The sequence below is a fragment of the Candidatus Defluviilinea gracilis genome, assembly GCA_016716235.1.
In the GTDB taxonomy this organism is placed as follows: domain Bacteria; phylum Chloroflexota; class Anaerolineae; order Anaerolineales; family Villigracilaceae; genus Defluviilinea; species Defluviilinea gracilis.
Genome location: JADJWS010000003.1, coordinates 581738 through 597907, shown reverse-complemented (window position 1 = coordinate 597907; position 16170 = coordinate 581738). Strand labels below are relative to the sequence as shown.

Genomic DNA, 16170 nt, shown 5'->3' with positions numbered 1-16170 from the left:
GAATATCACTGTACTGGCGACCAAGTAGGCATATAATCGTCCGCAGGATCGTTTGTTAATTGAATAATTTTTGTGCCATCTGTATTCATCACATAAATATCGTAGTTACCGTCGCGTCTTGATGCAAAAACAATATACTGCCCATTACGCGCCCAAGATGGATCTATATTATAAGAAGAATCATCGGTTAAGGCAGATTGATCTGTTCCATCTATATTCATAATGTAGATATTAGATTGACCATCTCGATTAGAAACAAACGCGACGTGCTTTCCATCCGGCGACCAATCTGGATCGCAATTATTTGATGTACTTTGAGTTAGTATCTCCTTGCGAGATACTAATGAAATATAGATTTCATCAAAATAATATGCGCCACTGGCCGCCCTAGGAGTAGAGCAAATTACAAAACTCTTACCATCTGGCGACCAAGAAATCGTATGATAGAGGTCTAGATCATTAGTTAATCTCATTTGGTTAGAACCATCTACGTTCATGATATAGATTTCAGACTTTGTAATACCCCGGTTTGAGTCTACTATAACGTCATCGCGATTAGAGAGAATAGCGATATATTTTCCGTCTGGAGACCAAGCCAATGGCATATCATTTGCCTTATTGTTGGTTAATCTCTTTTGATTAGATCCATCTGCGTTCATAACATATATTTCGAAATTTCCATCTCGATTGCTCGCAAAAGAAATTTTTTTTTCATCAGGTGACCATACAGGTGAGGAATCGTCGGCGGGATTTCTTGTAAGATTAACCTGGTTGTTGCCATCCGAGTCCATAACATAAATCTCGAAATTTCCATCTCGATTTGATACAAATGCAATCTTTCCATATACTTGAGACGTAGAACAACTTGCAATTGCTATCGATGCGACAGCAAATAATACTAACGTAAGAAATACTCTCTTTGGGATCATGGCTCACCTCACTATGGCAACTCTCGATTTAGGCGCGCCATTTCCAAGCTGAATGACATCGTTCCAAAGCATAGGACCTACAAAGATGTCCACATGATTTTGATCTGCTAATAACGTGCCAGTATCAGTTACTGTAAACTCCCCAAACTCCTTGTACTTCTCAATGATTATTTTTGTTCCAGGAGGAAGTCTTGGGATCTCTGTTTCCAACAGTTTTCCATGGTATAGAGTGGGCATATGCTCCGCCTTCTTCATACAAGAAGAAATAGTCGTCCACCCTTACATCGTTTATATTCGAAATATTATAGTGTTTGAGTGTTGTAAAGTGATCGATAGTAATATATTGATTATTGGCTGTAATGCCCGTCCCTTGCTTAACGACTCCTTTTTGCAGATCATAAACAAAACTATATCGATGTTGATGATACTCGGGATTAGGATACCCATAAGAAAATTTTACATTAACAAGATAACCCAAAGGATCATTAACAAATACTGGGTCATTTTCCAAAGGATAATGATAATAGGTTAATTTAAAATCTTCGCTAAACCATTCTAAGGTTACGGGTGGTGTTGGTGTCTGCGAGGGCGCTGAAGGTGTCGATGTTGGTGCAGGTGTGCTGGTTGCAGGTGTTGGACAAGGAACAGCGGGTGGTACGCTTGGCGACGGAGGCGTTCCATTGCCACCTCCACAGGCGGATAGAGTCATTCCTACTGTCACTGTAACCAACAATAGAACAATCCACGTTCCTCCTTTGCCGCCCTTCTTCTTGCGACTATAGAACGCCGAGATCACCCCCAATGGACCAACGATTGCACCGATTGGATTCCAAGGAGTGTAAGGATTCGTGCTGTTTGGGTTTACGTCCCTTGTTAAGAATCTACCAGTTGTAGGATCGTAGTATTGTCCATTCCCCACATAGATCAGATTCGTGGCCACATCCAATATCCCCTCGAGATAACCATAAGTAAAGTTGCCAGCGCCACGAATCTCTAGAGTATCTCCCCAAGGTGTATACCTACTCGCCAATGTTATTTCTCCATTGGCGTCGGTTAGCTGACGTGGAATGTTTGTCCCGTCAGGCAAAGCAAAACTCCAAGCATCTGTTTTCTCTCCAATCGCTCCCAAGCCATATAGATAGAAGTTTGTGTTGCCGCCAGATTCAGCAGAGAGAGGTCTGTCGCCATCTAGCACATACGTGGCGATCACGCCTGCCGCGTCCATGCTCAGGCGTTGACCTAGTCCGTTGAAGCCCATCTCGTGTCCCAGTTCTATCAAAATTCACGAACCAGTAGTTGGTCAAATCGGATTTCTATACTTCGCAATTTATGGACCCAATTCTCCAAATCCCAAAAGTTCGTAGCCCTCCAAGTAACTCAACTTACCTGTCTCAGTATCCAGTATTACAACGCCTAATGGCTCTTCATTACTTGGCAATTCGCGAATCGTCCAACCGACGAAACGATGGTCGGCTGAAATATACATAAACCATGCACCACCAATTTGATCATAGAACAAAGATCGATTCAAACAGTAATTATTTAGTGTCCGAGTTGCCAAATTGATCGTTGCAAAAGTCTGTGGGATGTCACAACCCAAAAAAATCTTTTCGCCAGTCGCAACAAGATCCAATCCGATGATTTGGTCTTCTGGTATCCAAAATGTAAACAGGGCATTCTCATTCACCATGCCTTTAGGGAGTGAAATTGTGCTTACAGTTGGTTTAGATAAAAATGCAGTATCGGGCAAATCAAATGCGTAGGTGATTTTACCTGAATCAGGTATAGCGAATGACAGACCATCTTTTCCCCAGTAGAAGTAAGATTTTTCACCACCCGGACTTGTGTTTAACCCCGGCAAGACAGAATAGGATGTTTGAGTTCTGTAATCGTATATTTGCCAGCCTAGTTCACTATTAAGATACATTACTTGAGAAAAATCTGGATTAAAATAAGGTATCGGAAAGCAGTATTGACTTCCTTGAGTTGAAATATCTGGAACATTATTTACATCTCCTGAAAATGGATTGAAGATCTGCATTTCACTCGGACAATCTAACCCAAGCCCTCGCCTATCATAAACAATTATTTTTTCATTGTTCAACCAACGAAAAGATGATCCAATGGCGTTTTTTATACCCACAAAATGCTGAGTGCCATCAACAGAGCTTATCCATATGTTGAAACCTTCGTCTATCACTAAATAAGCGAACCAACGGCGGTCGGGACTCATACTTATTCCACTACGGAGTATATTTGCCTTTGATTGTATGCTAAAGACCGGGTCGATGGAATTATCTGAGATTGCTAAAACCTGATCTGATTTTGGGTCAAGGACCAAAATTCGTGTTGTGGGTTTTAATTTAAGATCGGACAACTCAACAACGCGGTTAGAGAAATCGAAATTTTCTACCTGAAGGGTAGTTACATCAGGTATTGCTGTCGCAATTTTTGAAGGCGCAATTTGAGCGACTGTTGTGCCAGTTTCCGTTACCATAACAGTCGTAGCCGACGGATTGACAGTATTCTGGGGCAGCGTAGAGCACGCTCCCACAGAAACAGCCACGAGCAATAACAAAGAAGTTGTCCTCATTTTTACTTCTCCGGTGGCGTTGGGTATATCACTTTATACCAATCTTCATATGCCTGGAGAAATTCCAAGTATTTACCATCCCAAGTAGGCGCATTATGATGTTTATAGTTGAACTTAATCTCCCTTTTAGTGATTCCTTCGGCAAATTCAATCTCATCCTGTGAAACCCAATAAAGATACCACGGACGTTCCTTTGTATTATATGTTGTCATGGATTCTTGAATAATTTTGAACGCATCCTCCAATTTCAATCGATCTGGATTAATTAGTTTGTTCCAATCGCTCATAGTGAAATTATTTCTTTCATAACCCGTACTAACGTCTGGATTTGTTGTAGGAGTATATTCTGCTATGCCCGAATTGGGGATTTTATAAAGTAAGATCCATGCCATCAGTTTCTTATCCTCACGGTTAACCAAATTTACACCTTCCGCATAGATCAAATAGGCAACCCACTCTTGCATTGTCGGATAATCACCTTCCCACCATTTCTCGCCTTGATAACTCGAGAGTACCGGTATAAGCATTTGCACATGTGCTTCCTTCTGAGCGATACTATTTCCCCACGAATTATCAGTCGTGAATGGGGGCGGACATGGAGTTTGGGTTGGCCCAATCGTCGGTGCAGGAGGCGCAGTCGGGGAAGAAGTCTGAGTAGACGCGGGAATGATAGTTACATTAGGAGGAGGCAATACTGGAGTAGGTGCAGATTGCGTTGGCGCGGGCGCACAAGCAACCACACCCATTCCTACTGTAATTCCAAGCAACACAAGGACAATTACCGTATCCCATTTGCCACGCTTCCGTTTGCGGCTGTAGAAAAGCGACACCATCGCCAGTGGACCCAATACCGCCCCCAGCGGATTCCACGGCACATACGGATTGGGGCTATTCGGGTAAACATCCCGCGTTAGGAATCTGCCCGTGGACGGATCATAATACTGCCCATTGCCAACGTACAATAATCCCGTAGTCGCATCCAGCACACCGCCGAGGTAGCCGAAGGTGAAATTACCAATACCGAATGTATCGAGTGTATCACCCCAAGGAGTGTACCGCGCGGAGAGGGTAATCTCACCGCTCAGATCAGCCAGTTGACGCGGGGTGTTTGTTCCATCGGGCAAAGAATAACTCCATGCGCTGTCCTGAGCTTGTCGAAGGGCGTTTGTCTCTTCGCCGATGGCACCAAGTCCGTAGAGGTAGAAGGTGGTGTTGCCGTTTGAGGTTGCTGTTAATGGTCTATCACCGTCAATCACATACGTGGCGATCACGCCCGCCGCATCCATGCTCAGGCGTTGACCCAGTCCGTTGTATTCCATCTTGGCTTGCCTGTCCCATTTCAAGCCATTGTGAGCATCCAGTTGCACGAAATTCTCTGAGGGGTTTTTGATGTCAACGAAAACTTGGTTGCAGGGTTTGGATTTGCTCTAGATTTGTTGTAACACACATGTCAAAGGCATTGTCGCTTGTAAACGTCTGATAATATGCATTCAAATCCTTTTTAGTCAGTGCTTCCCATGTTACAGGGAATATATTTTGCAATTCCGCCAAAGGGCGTTCGGGATTTATTTCTATCAACAGATAGTGAGGGTCTTTTGATGGGCATAAAAACAGGGCCTCTCCATCATAGTATGCCAATGCGCCTATAAGTATTTCCAAATTCATTTGTTCATATTGTATATGCATCGCATACAAAATGGTTCTTCCTCCAATGGCGATCCCGCCTGAACGTTTGTTGTAAAGTCATAACCAACATATGATGGAACACCATATGCCTTGAGAAGCTTGTCCAAACTAAACCCCTGCAATGTATCACGGTATGCCAATAAAGCATCTTCTCTCAGATAAATATCTGAGGAATCTTGAATCCGAATACGTACGCGGTCAATGGTCTCTAATTTTTTTGTCCATGTTCCAATAGATAAATACACAGCCACCTGTCCATAGAGCGGATTTTGATCAAGGGTAATATATGTTTCTCCGTTAGGGTTCTCAAATATACTCATTGGCCCCCATTGCGACAGCTTTTGCGCGGCATCCTGCACTGTCATAGTATCTGGGCGGATACCCGCAATACATTTGCCTGCACAATCGCCGTTTGTTTTCAAGAGTTCTAACAGGGCGCTTTCAGATTCCTGAGATGACATCGTAATCAAGGGGAGCACAAACCGATAAAGTGTTGGGGTAAATGTGGGCGAGGGACGCAAAGTCCCTATCATCGCACTGGAAGGCGTTGTAGCACTTGTAACCGTTACTGTGACGGGAAGTTCATTGGCCATGGCGCAGCCTACAATGAACAAACAAAGCAATGTATATCTATACCAATATCTTTTCATGGAACGCCTCCCATCACATGGCTTTCCATTTCTCTAAAGAAAGTATCCATCTGCTTGCCCAGGCTATTTGACTTGTTGATATTGAGAAGGATAGAATTAGAAAATATGTCTGCCCAATCTTCCCAATGTGGAGTGCCACCTCCTTGTTGCCATGCATCTCCTCCGCCAGCCGGGGATGCTATTAATGCCTCGGATTTAACTATGGCTCTTGGCAAGGACGCATAAGAATAAGATGTAGTATTCCAGCCAGCCAAATATTTACCGTCTACGTCCGTAAAAGTTGTTTTTTTCAATTTGCTTGTAAAATAATCTTGCCAAAGATTATCTACCAAATGTCCCATTTCATGCAACATATTTACGACTGGATTAACCATATTCGTAGCGTAAAAGTAAATTGTAGTAGAGGGCGTTTCACCATAATAGCAGTATTCTCTCTTTTTTCCGTTTTCATCTACTGGACAATCTGCGCCCCCCGCTGTTTTTATGGTCGCTTTCTGCCCTCCCATCCAGTATTTCAGATTTATATAGCCAATATGATCAAATAAGGCTTCCCACAAGTTTAAGAGATATCTACCAGTCCAATTACCTTCAAGCGTAATCCCGAAAGAATTGATATATTCTATCCTTTGCGATTCAGTAGGATTCGCTGGCGGCGGTAATAAAGTTGATGTTGGTACCGGAGTTACGGTACAAGTTATAGTAATCGTCGGAATGGGTGTTCCTGTTGGTGCAGGGGTTGAACCTGGCACTGTCGTTGGTGTCAGAGTAATCGTATAAGTGTTCGGCTGAGCTGGAGACGGGGTAACTGTTACATCATATCCAGATGTTGTAGTTTGACAAGCCGCCAGCGTCATCCCCACTGACCCAAGCACCAGCACCAAGGCTAGGAATGTTCCAGCCTTGCTTCCTTTCTTCTTGTGCCTGTAGAAAAGCGAAACTACCGCCAGCGGACCCAGTATCGCTCCAATCGGATTCCAAGGTACGTAAGGATTTGTGCTATTCGGATTTGCATCGCGGGTTAAGAAACGCCCAGTTGCCGGATCGTAATACTGCCCGTTGCCAACATACAACAACCCAGTGGTTGCATCCAGCACGCCGCCGAGGTAGCCGAAGGTGAAGTTACCGGTGCCAAAAGAATCTAGCGTGTCACCCCAAGGAGTGTACCGCGCTGAGAGGGTAATGTCACCGCTCAGATCAGACAGTTGGCGCGGGGTGTTTGTTCCATCGGGCAGGGAGTAACTCCATGCACTGGTTTCTTCGCCAATCGCGCCAAGACCATACAAATAGAAAGTTGTGTTACCGCCTGATTCGGCTGTGAGAGGTCTATCGCCATCTAGAACATACGTGGCGATCACGCCTGCCGCATCCATGCTCAGGCGTTGACCGAGTCCGTTGTAGGAGAGATTGCTCACCGACTTCTATCACTTGATTCACAGAATCATATGGGTACGTCTTGACACAAACAGTTGAACAACTACTAATTTCAGGAACTATTTATTGTTTCAAGGATAATCGCCAGGAAGGAACAGCATCTTGATTACCATGAGTGGCTTGAATCACAACCGATTGACCAAGCGAAGCAACAAAAATATTGCTGTTTAACTCCTTATCAAAAGAAGTAAATGCAACCCATTTTCCATCGGGTGAAAGAGCAGGTGAGAATACATCACCTTCGAACTCTTGAGTAAGGTTTTTTTCTTCTCCTGTATCTAAGTCTTTCATAACAAGATCAGACTGTAGCAGTGAATTTACACCCTCAGACTCGTTAAGACGTACAAATAGAATTTTCTTACCATCGGGAGAAAAAGATGGAGTTATGTTGTTCATTGGCCCTTCCGTGATCTGACGGCCATCTGAGTCATTAATGTCAGCTAGATAGATCTGATCGTAACCTTGATTATCTGTCAAAGTGTACGCGACTTGTTGACCGTCAGGCGATACATCATAAGAATTGTAGTAATCAATCCTCGAGTTGAGTAAATTGAATTGCACCTCTCCTGTGAGACGAGCGCGATAGAGACGGCAGGCACCATGTCCTCCATAGTTTCCTTCTGTTGTGCGCTGACAAGCACGATAGTAAATAGAATTTCCGTCGGACGACCACTTAGGTTGATATTCATCAACATCAGAACTGTTTGTTATATTGACCCAACTTTGCGCTTTTATGTCGCCTATTAATATGTCTCCGGTTGAAGTGAGGGCGATTCTAGTTCCATCTGGCGACCAACTGTAATCTGTGAGTAAGCCTCTTGGCTTATTTTCATCACTATTTGGCATAGTTAAAGTAGCAAATGACAATTTCGGTTCGCCAAAACACGCCTTATCCTGTGTCATGCAATTGACATCGGATATATATAGTTCACCAGAATTGTCGTGGTTTTGTATATACGTTAATTGAAACTGATTTGCTGAAAAAGAAGTTGTCGATTGCGTTGAGACGGCTTCAGTTATAAAAGTATTCGATTTTTCTGTTGTCAGTGAGGAACAGCCAACCATCCAGATGATTAATATATACAAAAGAATTGGATTAATCTGTTTATAGTGCTTCATATATTTATTCCTATTTATTTGGGCAATAACTCTGGAACTTATCATTCCCGTCAGCGGTTAGCATCCAAAACACAAGCCCATTCCCAACATCAATACTTATGCTCGGCTTTACGTTTTTGGCACAATTTTTACTCGGTGTGAAAGGACCAAACCATTGCCATGGTTGGTTTCCGATCTTTCCTTGGGTCCATCCTAATGGATTGGCGTAGTTAAAATCTGTAATTTGTCTTACATCTGTCCATAGCCAGTCCTTATTACTGCCGAGTGCCTTGATCAGATGTTGTGCTCGCTCCGTAGGCGTCTTTTTATTATTGTCAAGCTTTCTATCTGACCAAGGCTCGTAACCAGCGAGAAAATTATAAAATTCATCATCTTGACAGCCGTTGACATAATCTTTCACATAGCAAACGGAATAATAGGTTCGAGCCAGTCCTTCTTGCCCGAAATCTTCGGTACCAGAATAAGCTGTGTATTCAGTGTCGGCGGTCATATACAAAACTTCTTCCATGCTCGGTATACGGCCCAATTGATTTACCACTGCAGCATAGGTGAGATAGGAGTCATAACAATCATATATGCAGGCTGGGCTAGGTATAGGAGCTATTATTGGAGTAGGCGTCGGCGTTGGCGTCTGTGTTGATGGTTCTAGTGTTTGACACGGCACCGCCAACACGTCTGTTGGCATGCCGTTTGATGCGGGTAGCGTGCCAGTAACTGTAAGTCCATTATCAAAGGTTGCGGTGTAATTTATTGGAGATCCCGGCGTCGAAACAGCAGTTATTGTCACTTGACCAGCTGGAAGCCCACACCCCACCAGAGTCATCCCCATACCGCCGAGCACAATCAACAAAACCAGGAACGTTCCAGACTTGCTTCCTTTCCTCTTGCGCGTGTAAAAAAGCGACACCACCGCCAACGGACCCAGTATCGTCCCCAGCGGATTCCACGGCACATACGGGTTGGGACTGTTCGGGTACACATCGCGCGTCAGGAACCTGCCAGTAGCGGGATCATAGTACTGCCCATTGCCAACGTACAATAATCCCGTAGTCGCATCCAGTACGCCGCCGAGGTAGCCGAGGGTGAAGTTTCCTGTGCCGAATGTGTCAAGCGTATCACCCCAAGGAGTGTACCGCGCCGCGAGGGTAATGTCACCGCTCAGATTAGACAGTTGGCGCGGGGTGTTTGTTCCATCGGGCAGGGAGTAACTCCATGCGCTTGTCTTTTCTCCAATCGCGCCGAGACCATACAGATAGAAAGTTGTGTTACCGCCAGATTCAGCCATGAGAGGACGATCACCATCCAGAACATATGTGGCGATCACGCCTGCCGCGTCCATGCTCAGGCGTTGACCGAGTCCGTTGTAGGTCATCTACACTTAAAAATCCCAACTTGAATCATTGTTCTAGCCAAATATCTAGTGAGGTTTTCAAACAATTATTGGTAGGTTCTCTAAAAGTTTGGTAAAACTCTTCAACTGTCATTAACGCAGCTTCTTCTACAGGTTTCGTATATGGAAAATTACCTTCCCATGTAGCGTCATTTACTGAAAGAAATTCATCATAAGAATCTTTATCATCTGGCGACAATAACCATAGCTCCACAAAAGCCATAGAGGGACAACCGATAATATTACTTGCCACTCTTTCAGCAACAGAATTGTAACGAACGTATATTCCTTTTTCTGGATACAGGAGTGTAACTTCAAAGGTTTCTCTTGACTGTGTGTAGTTGTAAATGTCTGCCCTCAATAAAACTTGAGAAGGGCGTCCATACTTGGCCAATATATTAGCAAGGGAATAAGAATTTAACAATTCAATATAAGAAGAAGAATCGTATATCTCTTCATAACTTCTATTGCCAAGGTCACGTAGAACTTGCGTGGAGATTTTCAACATTCTAGTTATTAACCCACTAGAATCAGAGTGGAATTTCACATTAATCTTTGTGAGTAATTCATCTTTAGGATATGTAATATCGATAACTCCACCCGTAGGATAAAGAAGCCCATCGTAGGCTATGCTTTTAAAAGTGACTAATGTGGTATATGCATCTGAAGAGGAAGAGATACTGGGCGTAATTCCCCACCAGCAGGGGAGATCACACCCCTTGTTATTTCTAAGCAAATCAACTAACAAGAGATATGCATCATCCTTTGGAAGTGAAGGCGTTATTGTAAGATGTGAATTTTCAATTGCAGTAGTTGTAGGGACAATTGGCTCAACAACAATTGTTCCAATACTAGGAACTTTTGTCTTCGTATCTTGTGTTGTATCGTTTGTTTTACACGCACTTAGGATAACTAAGGCAGCGCATAGAAAACAAGTAACAAACAATGTTCGACTAAACATTTTGTCTCCATTTTTTCAAGATCATCAGCAAATTTCAAAACTGTATTAGCGGCTCTAACCGTTCGGTCAAAATCTAAGGCTCCATTTCGATGCTTTTTTAGCGAAGTAAAGATCTTCATATCAAGGAGTTCCCATAAAATTATTCATCCATTGCCTGGCTTTTCCTGACCTAGTTAAGTTTTGATAATTATCTACAAGGGGTTCTTGCCATTGATCATATGTCCAAGCCACGAAGAAGTCCCCAAATGTTTCCTGTGGGGTCATTGCATCATTGAGTACCCAGGAACAATCAACATTCGGTTTGATTATTTCCTTGCGATTAGTGACAAAGTCTTCTGGATTTATAGATAGATCGGCCATTTTAGAAGCTGGCGTGCCATTATTAACATTGTTGTATATATGGCCAAATTCATGAACAATATTATGTTGGGCAGTACAACCATCATTCCACCTAGATAATGAATTAAAGTTTATTATACGTTTTCCAGTTGTACATCCGCCATCATCATTATTATTTTCGCAAAATTCACTTATATTTATATCGCCGACATCTTGTTTACCCATAACTAGATATATGGGTGATGATGGAGTTGCGTTAAACTTAGAACGAAAAGTTTCTGCCGAACCTATCCTATTCGCTATGGCTTCCGTTGCAATCCGGGCGTTGTCCTCATTAGTCGCTGACCATGTAAGTTCGCTGTCTATTAATTTCACACCATAAAGATTAAGTAATGAATCCCTAGTAGACATTGGTGTAGATGTTGACGTTGGGCAGGGAATCGGCGTTGGCGTTTCAACGGGAGCCGTGGCGTTCCAGTTGGGAAGGTGGGAACAGTTCCCGGGTTGGTTGGCACAGGCGTTTGAGTCTGTGCAGGTATCGCTGGTGCTGTATTGGCAGAGCTAGATGGTGATGTTGGCGCAGGGGTACAGGCAACCACTCCGATGCCCATTGATATACCAAGCAACGTAAGAATAATCAGCGTGTCCCACTTGCTCTTCTGTTTCTTTCGACCATAGAACAACGAGAGCACAGCTAGCGGACCTAAAATCGTGCCGATGGGATTCCACGGCACGTACGGATTGGGACTATTCGGGTAAACATCTCGCGTCAGGAACCTGCCTGTTGACGGATCATAATACTGCCCATTGCCAACGTACAGCAATCCTGTTGACGCATCCAGCACGCCGCCGAGGTAGCCGAAGGTGAAACCGCTAGCCCCGAATGTATCGAGCGTATCACCCCAAGGAGTGTAGCGCGCCGCGAGGGTAATCTCACCGCTCAGATCAGACAGTTGGCGTGGGGTGTTTGTTCCATCGGGCAGGGAGTAACTCCATGCGTTGGTTTCTTCGCCAATCGCGCCGAGACCATACAGATAGAAAGTTGTGTTACCGCCAGACTTAGCCGTGAGAGGTCTATCGCCATCTAGCACATACGTGGCGATCACGCCTGCCGCATCCATGCTCAGGCGCGACAACATAGAAAGTCTAGGGTAACGGGTAAACTGCCACGATACTATAAAAAGCTTCTTGATTCGTTACAGGATGGTTGTTTGAGCCATCGGGAGAAATCGAATAAATATTTGTATGTCCAGAATCAACTCCAGCTACATAGACGATTTGTTTTCCATCTGGCGACCAAACAGGCTCTTTTAGAATAGCGAAGTTCTCTAATTTCATCTCGTGAATTCCGTTACCAACAGAATCAGTGATAAAAAGCCCCATCAGATCAGTTACCTTATCGCACACGAAGGCAAGTTGATTCCCATCAGGAGACCAAGATGGCTCAAAACATGAAGTATCACTAGGTCCAATTCTTATTGGCGCTGCAAATTGGTCATCCAAATCTATTACATAAAGTGATGATATTGATGATAAAGCCGAGTCAAGTTTGCAAGTTACCAAAATCTTATTGTCTTCTGGTGATCGTATAGGATTTCCACATAATCCAAGCGATGCTTCAGTTATTTGCCTAATTTGAAAATCTTCTAGTCTAACAATGTATACATGTTGTTTAAGGGGGGGCTCTGAGAAAAAATTTCCTGCGGAAAAGATAATATTTTTTCCATCCATTGTCCAGTCAAGAATGGGCGTGGGGTATTGATAAGTTGGAGCATTACGGATTGATAAAGGGATTTCTACATAATTAGTACCGTTAGCATCCATAAGCATCAAGGATGACTGTCTATCTCGAGTTAGAAAAGCAATTTGCTCTTCATTGGGTGACCAAGAACCCGGGTAACTTAGAATATCAAGGTCATCCGTTAAACTCTTTGTAATCATATCTTGAGTATTTAGAATATAGACTCTTCTAGGTAAAACTCCACTATTGTCTAAGATATCAAAAAGGATTTCTTTCCCATTCCTAGATACGTGAAGTAGCTGTTCTGTAACATTTGGTGTATATGTCAGGCGTTCTGCGTTTTACTACTCAAGTTCATGCGATAAATATCTTGATTCCCATTGAGATCAGCTGTGAACACTATATTGAAAGATGGCTCAACAGATTGGCAACCTGTAACCAGAAATGCCAAAACAAACAAGAGACGCCCAAGTTTTAGTTCGAGAATTTTATACATAATTTCCTCTCTTACCTTACGGTCCTACTAAGTTGTTCACAATATCTTGACCTTTTCTCAAGGATGCAACAAGTCCAGAATCTCCACACCCAACATCTCCGGGGACCCTAGCTTCCAACATGTTTGCAACATTGTTCAAGTAATTTCGATTTCCTTGTCTATTCTTATATACTAAAATTGGATTCGGTCCACCATTATAGTGAAGCAGAATTCTAACAGTGCGTGAATTTTCAATATCGTTAAATGCTTCTCCATAACCAATAGTATAGGAATCAATGTTGCTGCTCAAATATTGCAAATAGGAGATTGCATCAATAACATTAGACTCAATTCCCATTGGAGTATTATTGTATAAAGCACCGTTTTGGTTATCCCGCGCCCATTTTTCATGGAATCCACTTGCCTCTGTAACCTGTAGAATGCCATCACGTAAGCCAATACTAGGAATATAATCATTGTTCCAATAATGAGCTTCTCCTGTTTCAGCCCAACCCATAGCTACTAATAGCTCGACAGGAATTTCTGGGGGTAATTCATTCTTATGTCTAAAGACTGATTGTTTAAAATAGAAGTGCCTTTGTTCAGGATCATCTAATATATCCCATTGATGAGTGGGGTCAATAGTAGGATCTGGAGGGGTTACTGTTGCAGCTATACAAAAATAACTTGGCGTCGTCGTAGGTGTAACCGGTACAACAAGAGTCATACTGTCACCGTTTGCTAGGTTGCTTCCACTAACTGGGTCTGAGTATTAATCGGCGTAATAGTTGCTGTAGCTTGACCAGCAGGAAGTTGCTGCTCTCCTCCACACCCCGCCAAAGTCATCCCCACTGATCCGAGCGCCAATACCAACACCAAGAACGTGCCGGCCTTGCTACCTTTCTTCCTTCTCGTGTAGAAGAGCGACACCACCGCCAGCGGACCCAATATCGTCCCCAGCGGATTCCGCGGCACATACGGATTGGGGCTGTTCGGGTAAACATCTCGCGTCAGGAATCTACCAGTGGCGGGATCGTAATACTGCCCATTGCCAACATACAATAATCCCGTAGTCGCATCCAGCACGCCGCCGAGGTAGCCGAAGGTGAAACCGCCAGCCCCGAATGTATCAAGCGTATCACCCCAAGGAGTGTACCGCGCCGAGAAGGTAATGTCACCGCTCACATCAGACAGTTGACGCGGGGTGTTTGTTCCATCAGGCAGGGAGTAACGCCACGAGTTTGTTTCTTCGCCAATTGCGCCGAGACCATACAAGTAAAAAGTGGTGTTGCCGTTGGATTCCGCGGTGAGAGGTCTATCGCCATCTAGAACATACGTGGCGATCACGCCTGCCGCGTCCATGCTCAGGCGTTGACCGAGTCCGTTGTAGGATAAACTGGTCACTGATGACTGATCACTGACTTGCACTAACCGATTCGCAGAATCATACGTGTATGTCTTCACACCGTCTGAAATTAAACTACCATTGGCGTCGTATATATATTGCCAGACTTGCCCTGAGTCTGATGAAGGGTCTCCTTGTTGTGTGGTGTAGTAAGCGGAGATACCAACAGAAACGAATCTTATGGAATGATCCATCCAAATGTTTCTAAATCCTTTATTACTATTACCACACCAGTTTCAAGGTCTAATACTTGTGTTTCAATAGGAGGGGTATAGTCGGCATTGCTATATATAGTCCACGCTAAATATTTACCGTCTGGAGAAAAGTAGCCCTGTTGCACTGTTTTGGCAAATTTTGCTTTGTCCGGATCAAATGGGACACTTCGATCTAAACAGTAATTTGTAAATTGATTTATATCTAAATTGATCCCATAAAAGGTTGTCGGTAAATTACCATTGTCTGGATTAATATAATTGCTTGGGGCGTCGGCGCTTGAGCCAATTAAATCCCAGCCGAAACTTCTTATATTTGATCCAATTATGGGCGATATCCAATAGTAATCTTTTGTGGCAAAGGCGGGCAGTTGAATAGTGTGCAACTTGATGGGCTGATCATTCAAATCACTCGTTGTTAAGTCTAACTGAAAGGAGAGTAAGTTTTCCTTAAAGGACATAATAGAAATTGAGTCATTTGTCCAATCTAAATAATAGCGCGGAGGATCGGTAGCAACATTATCGGCTAGATGAATCTCTGATATAGCGCCAGTATTTAAATCTTGTATCTGCCAAGGATACAGGGCTTTTAAACCGTTTTCGCTAATGGATGGGAGCAATCTACATCTTGTCGGATCTAACTCAGGTATCTTGTTTGCAGGTTGAGTAATAACCTCCGTATTTAGATCAAAAAAACCGTTATATTGCTGACATCCATATGAATCAGGGTAGTTCCACAATGCAATTTTATCGCTAGCGATCCAACTTATTGAAACAGTTTCGGATGGTATTGGATAAGATTTAGGCGAACTACGAGATGAAGGCATAAACACCCATAGCGTCTTCTTGCTACCGTTGATAGTCATATACGCTATGTACTTACCATCTATACTCGAAATCAAAGGCTTTCTATCAATTACAATTTCGTCATACATATCAGTAGTACCAGTACTTATATTGGTTAGTATGAGTTTGTTGTCAATCAACCCGACTAAATTTGCGTTTGATGAAAAACCAGAATATTTATCTAGAGCATATCGATCTGATGGACAACTTTCTGTCACGGAAAACGATGTTTCTGGCGAAGAAGTTGCTAATTTTGATGAGCCGCTAGCATCGAGCGGACTAAGCGTTTGCAATGAAGTCGCGGTTGCGGGTGGCTGTGTTTTGGGATAGCTTGTTCGCGAAACACATCCATAAAGTAAAAGCATTAAGGTCAAAAAGATATAACGTTTCATA

General features: G+C 43.3%; 16 protein-coding genes. All 16 read right to left on the bottom strand.

What is annotated here, in order from left to right; all coding sequences use genetic code 11:
- Nucleotides 1–5 precede the first annotated feature (5 nt).
- The 16 genes from IPM31_16680 to IPM31_16605 all read right to left on the bottom strand — a co-directional run bounded on the left by IPM31_16680 (nt 6) and on the right by IPM31_16605 (nt 16169).
- Nucleotides 6–929 carry a PD40 domain-containing protein gene (locus IPM31_16680; GenBank protein MBK9008613.1) on the bottom strand — a complete coding sequence of 308 codons (924 nt, stop codon included), beginning with the start codon at nt 927–929 and terminating at the stop codon, nt 6–8.
- 160 nt (nt 930–1089) lie between these two features.
- Complete coding sequence (locus tag IPM31_16675) at nt 1090–2187, bottom strand: hypothetical protein (protein ID MBK9008612.1); 1098 nt, start codon at nt 2185–2187, stop codon at nt 1090–1092.
- 69 nt (nt 2188–2256) lie between these two features.
- Nucleotides 2257–3522, bottom strand: a complete 1266-nt coding sequence (locus IPM31_16670; protein MBK9008611.1) for a hypothetical protein — start codon at nt 3520–3522, stop codon at nt 2257–2259.
- Nucleotides 3523–3524: 2 nt separating this feature from the next.
- A complete protein-coding gene (locus IPM31_16665; protein MBK9008610.1) occupies nt 3525–4889 on the bottom strand; it encodes a hypothetical protein in 1365 nt (454 codons plus the stop codon).
- Between the two features lie 25 nt (nt 4890–4914).
- A complete protein-coding gene (locus IPM31_16660) occupies nt 4915–5187 on the bottom strand; it encodes a hypothetical protein (protein ID MBK9008609.1) in 273 nt (90 codons plus the stop codon).
- Nucleotides 5184–5858, bottom strand: a complete 675-nt coding sequence (locus IPM31_16655; protein MBK9008608.1) for a hypothetical protein — start codon at nt 5856–5858, stop codon at nt 5184–5186. The genes IPM31_16660 and IPM31_16655 overlap by 4 nt, the downstream gene beginning before the upstream one ends.
- Nucleotides 5855–7270: a hypothetical protein gene (locus IPM31_16650; GenBank protein ID MBK9008607.1), complete on the bottom strand. Its 1416-nt coding sequence runs from the start codon at nt 7268–7270 to the stop codon at nt 5855–5857. The genes IPM31_16655 and IPM31_16650 overlap by 4 nt, the downstream gene beginning before the upstream one ends.
- 82 nt (nt 7271–7352) lie before the next feature.
- Nucleotides 7353–8408 (bottom strand): PD40 domain-containing protein, encoded by a 1056-nt coding sequence (locus IPM31_16645; GenBank protein ID MBK9008606.1) that lies wholly within the window; start codon nt 8406–8408, stop codon nt 7353–7355.
- Nucleotides 8409–8418: 10 nt separating this feature from the next.
- Entirely contained in the window at nt 8419–9780 is a 1362-nt protein-coding gene (locus tag IPM31_16640) for a hypothetical protein (GenBank protein MBK9008605.1), read from the bottom strand.
- Between the two features lie 25 nt (nt 9781–9805).
- Nucleotides 9806–10759 (bottom strand): hypothetical protein, encoded by a 954-nt coding sequence (locus IPM31_16635; protein ID MBK9008604.1) that lies wholly within the window; start codon nt 10757–10759, stop codon nt 9806–9808.
- 120 nt (nt 10760–10879) lie between these two features.
- Nucleotides 10880–11473: a hypothetical protein gene (locus IPM31_16630; protein MBK9008603.1), complete on the bottom strand. Its 594-nt coding sequence runs from the start codon at nt 11471–11473 to the stop codon at nt 10880–10882.
- The gene (locus tag IPM31_16625) at nt 11470–12237 is read right to left on the bottom strand and encodes a hypothetical protein (protein ID MBK9008602.1); all 768 of its coding nucleotides are present in this window, start codon (nt 12235–12237) and stop codon (nt 11470–11472) included. Before IPM31_16625 ends, IPM31_16630 begins: the two co-directional genes overlap by 4 nt.
- Nucleotides 12238–12244: 7 nt before the next feature.
- The gene (locus IPM31_16620) at nt 12245–13039 is read right to left on the bottom strand and encodes a PD40 domain-containing protein (protein MBK9008601.1); all 795 of its coding nucleotides are present in this window, start codon (nt 13037–13039) and stop codon (nt 12245–12247) included.
- Nucleotides 13040–13351: 312 nt separating this feature from the next.
- Entirely contained in the window at nt 13352–14041 is a 690-nt protein-coding gene (locus IPM31_16615; protein ID MBK9008600.1) for a hypothetical protein, read from the bottom strand.
- 14 nt (nt 14042–14055) lie between these two features.
- Nucleotides 14056–14913 (bottom strand): hypothetical protein, encoded by an 858-nt coding sequence (locus tag IPM31_16610; protein ID MBK9008599.1) that lies wholly within the window; start codon nt 14911–14913, stop codon nt 14056–14058.
- Entirely contained in the window at nt 14898–16169 is a 1272-nt protein-coding gene (locus IPM31_16605; protein MBK9008598.1) for a hypothetical protein, read from the bottom strand. The genes IPM31_16610 and IPM31_16605 overlap by 16 nt, the downstream gene beginning before the upstream one ends.
- Nucleotide 16170 lies beyond the last annotated feature (1 nt).

Excerpts from the sequence above, each read along its gene's own strand:
- IPM31_16680 (MBK9008613.1), bottom strand. The coding sequence starts at position 929 with ATGATCCCAAAGAGAGTATTTCTTACGTTAGTATTATTTGCTGTCGCA.
- IPM31_16675 (MBK9008612.1), bottom strand. The coding sequence starts at position 2,187 with ATGGGCTTCAACGGACTAGGTCAACGCCTGAGCATGGACGCGGCAGGC.
- IPM31_16670 (MBK9008611.1), bottom strand. The coding sequence starts at position 3,522 with ATGAGGACAACTTCTTTGTTATTGCTCGTGGCTGTTTCTGTGGGAGCG.
- IPM31_16660 (MBK9008609.1), bottom strand. The coding sequence starts at position 5,187 with ATGAATTTGGAAATACTTATAGGCGCATTGGCATACTATGATGGAGAG.
- IPM31_16655 (MBK9008608.1), bottom strand. The coding sequence starts at position 5,858 with ATGAAAAGATATTGGTATAGATATACATTGCTTTGTTTGTTCATTGTA.
- IPM31_16645 (MBK9008606.1), bottom strand. The coding sequence starts at position 8,408 with ATGAAGCACTATAAACAGATTAATCCAATTCTTTTGTATATATTAATC.
- IPM31_16640 (MBK9008605.1), bottom strand. The coding sequence starts at position 9,780 with ATGACCTACAACGGACTCGGTCAACGCCTGAGCATGGACGCGGCAGGC.
- IPM31_16635 (MBK9008604.1), bottom strand. The coding sequence starts at position 10,759 with ATGTTTAGTCGAACATTGTTTGTTACTTGTTTTCTATGCGCTGCCTTA.
- IPM31_16625 (MBK9008602.1), bottom strand. The coding sequence starts at position 12,237 with ATGTTGTCGCGCCTGAGCATGGATGCGGCAGGCGTGATCGCCACGTAT.
- IPM31_16620 (MBK9008601.1), bottom strand. The coding sequence starts at position 13,039 with ATGATTACAAAGAGTTTAACGGATGACCTTGATATTCTAAGTTACCCG.
- IPM31_16615 (MBK9008600.1), bottom strand. The coding sequence starts at position 14,041 with ATGACTCTTGTTGTACCGGTTACACCTACGACGACGCCAAGTTATTTT.
- IPM31_16610 (MBK9008599.1), bottom strand. The coding sequence starts at position 14,913 with ATGGATCATTCCATAAGATTCGTTTCTGTTGGTATCTCCGCTTACTAC.
- IPM31_16605 (MBK9008598.1), bottom strand. The coding sequence starts at position 16,169 with ATGAAACGTTATATCTTTTTGACCTTAATGCTTTTACTTTATGGATGT.